We start from the raw sequence: 1,824 nt of genomic DNA, 5'->3' as shown, positions 1-1,824 counted from the left end.
CGATGAACCGGGCGACCTTCTCATGGGCATGCCAGTACCGCTGCGAGGCGATCTGCGTGAACCGGTGGATGCCTCTTCCGACATTGGATCGATACGTGTGTTCAAACTCAACAACAGCATTGACAACCGGTTCAGGGGAGAGGCTGATTGCCGCTGAATCGAGGTAGATACAGTCGTGGATGATTGGAAAGTCCCGCCGTACTGTCTCAGAAAAGGATACCCCTTTTGTCTTCTTTGGAGCTATCTCTCCATCAGTTTCTTCCTTCTCCATCCTCTCGGGACTCTTCCGGGGCGCCCCTTCTTTCAGGGTGAAGTCCTTGTTCACCGGGATGTCGTGTTCACGGCAGAGCTCGCGCATCTTCGGGGGGAGCGCCTTCCATCGCCAGAGCCCCCACTGGTGGTATGCATCAGGCAGCCCGTTCTTCCCAGCCCATTTCATGAGGAAGGCATCCCACCGATCACAAAGATCAGGATGGAGGGTTCTGAGCAGCTCATATTCGCTCTCGAGCATTGCCGGGCAGAGGTAACAGCCGATCCGTTCAAGCCCCAAATCATAGAGCGGATTAATCGGCACATCCTGCCACCAGAGGTAGAGGAATACTTCAAATGCCCGCCAGTTTCTAATCGGTGAAACATTCAGCTGGAGAGGGTTTGCCGGATTCTGGCTCGTCTCATCAAGGTCTGCCCTGTTCCACGACTCGTACCACCGGTTCCCCTGAAAGGTGACCGATGCCCCAATCTCCGAGAGATAGATCCTGAGGGGATGGAGTTTTAACAGTTTGCAGCACCAGCGATGGTCTTTTCCCGGCGGGCCGGCCTTTTCGACTGCTGCGAAGAAATCTCCGCCTTTTCTGATGATATCGACCTTCTGTGATTCGATATACCTGATCGTCTCGGGGAGCTCGATTCCGGTATCAATGAAGAATGCCGATTCCACTCCGGCTTTTCTGGCAAGGTGGAGGACGGCGGCACTGTCTTTTCCACCTGAGAACGAGACATTTGCGGTTGGCCGGTCATTTTTATGTTTTGCAATGATCCGCAGGCTGTCCCGCTCCATAAGCCTGAGATGGTACTGGTTCTGCAGGACTCCCCTCTTCCAGTCGGGGTTTTTGAAGGTTACGGGATTTACCTGCATTAGTTCCTTCACCCTGATATGGCCGTCACGAACGACACCGGTTCCATATTTCCTCCTGTAACTGACGATGACGGTACCATCCAAAACAGGTGACTTGAGGGGGAAGCGTTTCCCCCCGATTCTGACCTTCTTCTCCTGGTCGATGTGATCGTCAAGGTTTACGATGCCGGTTGTTGTATGCTTCAGCAGGTAGGGAAGTGATTCCGGTGCGACATCCAGTGAAAACTGCCGGGAGATTGGATCGAAGAGGAGCCACCCAAACCGGCTGCCATTCATGATGATGAGATCGGCCCTGTCCCTTCCGCCGGTTTTGTTCAGGAGGATGATTTCAGGGAGGGGCACCTCTCCAAACCGGCTGTTGAGCAGTTGTTGAATGAGTTTGCGATCTGCACCAAGGGCGGGCCTTAAGTCAAATGGCTCCAGCAGGGGGATCGCCCGCGCCTCTTTTCCGCATCCGCATCTCCTCCCGATAAGCGGAAGATTGCAGGTATCGCACCAGAAGAGTTCCTTTTTGACTGCCGGCTCTCGCATCATTCATTCTATTGGTGCTTTGAGGCGATGAAAGATATGGTGGGGATGTTCAGATGAGCACGCGCCGGTCTGCCTGCACGATGCTCCCGCTCGTCTCCGGCGTTTTATCAGAGCGGTACTCGGTGAACTGCTTGAGTGATACCGTCAGATCACGGGTG

Annotated in this window: 1 protein-coding gene; it reads right to left on the bottom strand. The window is 54.3% G+C overall.

Going from position 1 to position 1,824, the window contains the following annotated elements:
* On the bottom strand, positions 1-1,669 hold a 1,669-nt coding region (locus tag QCH34_RS11865; protein WP_300334446.1), incomplete at its 3' end, for an aminotransferase class V-fold PLP-dependent enzyme.
* Positions 1,670-1,824: the final 155 nt, after the last annotated feature.

Origin of the sequence: Methanocalculus sp. (assembly GCF_029762515.1) — an archaeon.
Classification (GTDB): Archaea; Halobacteriota; Methanomicrobia; order Methanomicrobiales; family Methanocorpusculaceae; genus Methanocalculus.
Note: the sequence above shows the minus strand (reverse complement) of the source record. Positions and strands in the feature narration are given on the sequence as shown.